Source organism: Leptolyngbya sp. FACHB-36, from assembly GCF_014695955.1.
Taxonomy (GTDB): Bacteria; Cyanobacteriota; Cyanobacteriia; order Leptolyngbyales; family Leptolyngbyaceae; genus FACHB-36.
This window is the reverse complement of sequence record NZ_JACJPG010000154.1, coordinates 1-4,364: the sequence shown is the minus strand read 5'-3', so window position 1 is coordinate 4,364 and position 4,364 is coordinate 1. Positions and strand designations below refer to the sequence as shown.

The window sequence follows — 4,364 nt, the reverse complement described above, 5'->3', positions numbered from 1 at the left end:
GCTGGACAAACCCAATCGTCGCTGCACGCATTGGTGAAATTTGGACTGGAGCTGATGCGGATCTTTCATCCAGGATCGCTGACGCTGGGGCAGCAAAAACTGCTGTTAATTAAGTTCTCTCAATACACACTGGTTGGATTTGCCGGATTCTACGGCTGGCTGCTGTGGCGCGGCATTCGCAAAAAAGACTACGCGCACACTGACTTGATTGAAGACATGGGCTGGGTGACGCTGGTGCTGTTGCTATTTGCAACGCCGTGGCTGATGCCGTGGTATGCCTCGGTGCTGATCACGATCGCCGCTCTGATTCCTAGAGCACAGCTATTTGGACTGACTAGCCTGATGTTTGGGCTATCTAGCAGTGCCCAGTATGCGCTGCATGGACACGACGCGCTTAAGGGTCTGGTCGCGATCGGGATTCCCTTAGCGAGTTTAGCGATCGCCGCATTGATGCAAGTACCGCGATCGGTGAACGCGCCTGATGCTGAGGCAGTGCAGTCGTAAGCGCTAGACGATCGAATTCTACGGTAGACTCTGAGCATTAACGCACACAGAATCCGCTCTGCTTGTACTCGTTCGTAAAACACTGCCTATGGAAACGTTTTTGCAGCAGGCAAGAGATGCCGCGCAACAGCAGAATTGGGCGCGTCTGGTTCACTGCTTAGAGCAACTGCTGAGTACGGAGGCAATGTCCTCGGATGCATCTGACCCAGAGGCGATCGCGCTGGCGCTCCAAGTGCTCGAATTTGGTGACTTTCATGCCCAGTGGGACGCTGCCAAGCTGTTTTCCAGCTTTGGACACGCCGCGATCGCGCCCCTGATTGCGCTGATGCAGAACGAAGATGCGGCTTTAGAGTCGCGCTGGTTTGCCGTGCGGATTCTGGGTGAGTGCAGCCATCCGACGGCGATTCGGGCGCTGATTGATCTGCTGCAAACGTCAGATGATGACGATTTGAGCGCAATGGCGGCGACGGCTCTGGCAACGTTGGGAGACTCTGCGATCGCCGCTCTCAGCGAGCTATTGAGCGATGCCAGCATTCGTCCGCTTGCCGTACAAGCCTTGACGCAAATTCGCCGCTCTGAAACGATCGCGCCGCTGCTGACCGTAGTAGACGATCCAGACCCCAGCGTGCGGGCGTTAGCGATCGATGCGCTGAGCAGCTTTCACGATCAGCGCGTTCCGCCAGTTCTAGCGCAGGCGCTGACCGACAAATCGGCGGCGGTGCGGCGATCGGCGGTGGTTGGGTTAGGGGTTCGTGCCGATCTCGCTGCCGAGTTAGAGTTAGTGTCGCTGCTCTCCGATCGCCTGCGGGATCTGAATTTGGATGTCTGCCAGCAAGCCGCGATCGCGTTAGGACGCTTAGGAACCGATGCTGCCGCGACGTCGCTATTTAACGTACTGAAGCCCCACACGCCGCTGCCGCTGCAATTAGAGAGTGTCCGGGCGCTTGGCTGGATCGGCAGCGCGATCGCGCTCGACTATCTGCATCAAGTCCTGTCCACGATCGAGCATATAATCGGCGATGCTGAAGTCAGGCGTTCCATGTATCAGGAAATCATCACTGTGCTGGGACGCTGGACGGATCCCTTGCTCAAGCCGCACGCCGCTAAGATTCTACTGGGGCTATTGGACGCTGAGCCAGTGACAACCGCGTCTAGCCTCAAATCGCCGATCGCGCTGGCGCTGGGACAGTTGGGACAGCCACCCGCCTTGGACCCGTTGATTGGTCTGCTTGCTGAAGCGGATGTTGGCGTGCGGCTGCACGCGATCGCAGCGCTAAAAACGCTGGACGCCCGCCTCGCCCTTCAGCGATTGGAGCGTCTTGCAGTTGAGGAAACTGTGCCAGTGGAGCTACAGCAGGGCGTGGCGATCGCGCTTCAGGAATGGGGACAGTAGCCCGAACGCCGCTTTTACTCGGCTAGGACTGACGCATTTTGACTAAAACCTCGGAGGTTTAAGCCCCTAGATTGGTCGCACTGCCTGATTGGTTGAAACCTCCGAGGTTTTAGTCAGTCCTATTGGCATTTAGTTGGCGCGATCGCGCAGTAGAACTGCCGCGTCGCCCCTGCTTTGCAAGCGCTTATTCGCGTTGCTCTCGTGCTCGTCGCCGCGTCAGGATGCTCATGACTTCTCCGGAGGTCGGCGCGGGTAGCAGTTTGCTCCACGTACCGACTTCGGCAAAGCCGCGTCGATGTAGCTCATGAACGGTTTCGCGCACGCCATTGGGACTGCTGATGACCAGAATGTGCACTTCTTCCCATGAGTCGGAAGGGGCACGAGCAGGTAACGGTTCACCGGGGTCGTTTGGCGGAAACGCGGACAATAGCGCATCTAACATGGTGGGATCTCCTGTAGTTTGTTGGGAAGGAAATCCCAAAAACTCAGCCACCCCACGACACAAGGAAGCAAGGTGGCTGAAGAGGATGCTAAGATCCGCCTTTAGCCACCGTGACTGGTGCTACAGTCTCGGAGGTTAGCTACCCAATGCTGCTGGTAACAGCATTGGGTAGCGCTGACTGAATTTTTGGGAATACGGATTGCATGTGAGAGAACACACCTGCAACCTTAGTTTGTGAGGATAACGGTAGTGCGGGTGTTCCGTCAATCCCTTGGCTGGAGAGATTGCGCGTCTGCGGAGGAATTGTAACGTCGCGCACTTACTCCAACGGGCTGGATGAGCGATCGTACGTCTGCTCACCTCCGTAGTGAAATCAGAAGATAGGTGAAAAGCTTCCGCCTAATCACCCCTAGCTGCGTATTCTGCGGGAAGATTCGGTCTAAACGCTAAATTGGGATCTTAGGTGGAAAGATTCAGCCTAATAATTGTTGTGCTGCTCCACATTCTAGTAGGGACAGTACAGTAAAGTTCTCTGTCAGTGCCAGAGAACAAGCTACCGTAGAAGTATCTGTAGAACGGTGCTTGAGGTTTTAGTTCAAAAGTGGAGGATAACCATTGGCATCAGAAATTGAGAAGTTTCTGTTTGGTTGTCATGGAACTCATGCACTAATCAGCCTTTCGCTATCCATTGATCGAATAGTTGTAGCGGTTGCCCCTTGGACTGATCTTACTTGTATCAAAGAAGCGGTTTTTGAGCGAGCAACATTGCTATCAGTTTGTGCTTCTTCATCTGAACCCCCTGAAGAGTTTACTTTGCCTTGGGATATTATTGACTTTGCTAACACAAGGCAGGCTGATGGTCGATGGAAGTTTGTACTTTACTGTGGCAACGCTGTAGAGCTTGTGTTCCTGGCTGATTTTCCGCAGTCCAACAATTCGGCTGGAGCGGATTGATATATTGTTGATGCAGTCTTCGAGGCTGCTTACAACCGCTCAGCCGAAACGTTAGATGCCTTCTAAATAGGACCTGCAAGTTTGCCTCCCAACCTGGACATTTATTGCCTCACGAAGCGCCGGGATACTAACACCATAAACAGCTTCCTCGACCGCTATGTAGATCGAGCACGGAGTGAGGACCGGGAAGACGAAGAGTTAATGATCCGTAAACTCGACGCCCCTGCTAATTCCGACAGGGAGCAAGATTACGAGTGGGAGCCGGCCCTCACTCTTTCGCACGCCGTGCGGAGGGGGTTGGAGTACCCGCTCCGCTCTTTCAATCTTTACCTCAAGGCCAAGCCGCAGGACCTCGATCAGGCAATCTTAGGCTTCACCACGGACGATCAACTCGTCCTCGGGCTCTCCATCAACGACGCAGAGGGGAGGCCGGAGAACCTAGAACGTGCTAAAGAGTTACTATCCTTGCTGGCGGAAGAGTACGGATGCCACTGTGGGCTGATTTTGGTGGAACAGCCTCCGCCTAATAGTGAAGAGATGTTTGTGCGGCAGCCGGATGACCCATACGGCTTTTGTCTCTATTCTTGTGTCTGGCACAGACAGTCTTGAGCGGCGAGCCGCGGCATCTAACAACGGCATGCACCCGACCGTGGGGACGCTGCTTGTCATCATTCAGCGAGGAGGCCGCCGCGGCGGGTAATGCCGGGCGTAAACACATCTAAATTGCTTGAAGAATAATAGTAGTATTTTGGGTAGTTGACACCACTATCAGTAGTCAAATCACTTCTCGATAAGCCTGAACTATTGAGAATTCTTCAACAAGAAGGGCGGAATTGCTGCTTGTTGACATAATGCGTTTGCCCTGTCTACCGCCCACAGTTCCTTTACAGTTCTCAATCTGTTGTGCTAGAAATATAACGAGCGTTCGATATAGAACGCCAGCCGATACTGCCAGTTCGCGATCGCCCAATGGATACCGAACGTTCAATATCCCTACTCTTGTTTCAATGCCCAAGATTGTTGACCACGACCAGTACCGCAAAGAACTCCTGAGCAACTGCTTTGATTTGT

The 4,364-nt window shown here is 53.9% G+C and carries 4 protein-coding genes and 1 pseudogene; 3 read left to right on the top strand and 2 right to left on the bottom strand.

Translation table 11 applies throughout. The features are described 5' to 3' along the window. Together H6F43_RS02250 and H6F43_RS02245 are read left to right on the top strand one after the other, a co-directional pair. Positions 1-504, top strand: a pseudogene (locus tag H6F43_RS02250) (hypothetical protein); the annotation flags it as partial. 88 nt (positions 505-592) lie between these two features. Continuing rightward, positions 593-1,897 carry a HEAT repeat domain-containing protein gene (locus H6F43_RS02245; protein WP_190340386.1) on the top strand — a complete coding sequence of 435 codons (1,305 nt, stop codon included), beginning with the start codon at positions 593-595 and terminating at the stop codon, positions 1,895-1,897. 184 nt (positions 1,898-2,081) lie between these two features. Here the strand turns inward: H6F43_RS02245 and H6F43_RS02240 are convergent, their stop codons facing one another. After that, positions 2,082-2,339 carry a hypothetical protein gene (locus H6F43_RS02240; protein ID WP_190340385.1) on the bottom strand — a complete coding sequence of 86 codons (258 nt, stop codon included), beginning with the start codon at positions 2,337-2,339 and terminating at the stop codon, positions 2,082-2,084. A 615-nt stretch (positions 2,340-2,954) separates the two neighbouring features. Here H6F43_RS02240 and H6F43_RS02235 point away from each other — a divergent pair. Next, positions 2,955-3,293, top strand: a complete 339-nt coding sequence (locus H6F43_RS02235) for a hypothetical protein (protein ID WP_190340384.1) — start codon at positions 2,955-2,957, stop codon at positions 3,291-3,293. 775 nt (positions 3,294-4,068) lie between these two features. Here H6F43_RS02235 and H6F43_RS21950 read toward each other — a convergent pair. Beyond that, positions 4,069-4,364, bottom strand: a 296-nt coding sequence (locus H6F43_RS21950; protein ID WP_206754532.1) for a hypothetical protein, incomplete at its 5' end; no start/stop codon positions are given.

Coding starts and splice junctions, on each gene's coding strand:
- H6F43_RS02245 (WP_190340386.1), top strand. CDS start 593: ATGGAAACGTTTTTGCAGCAGGCAAGAGATGCCGCGCAACAGCAGAAT.
- H6F43_RS02240 (WP_190340385.1), bottom strand. CDS start 2,339: ATGTTAGATGCGCTATTGTCCGCGTTTCCGCCAAACGACCCCGGTGAA.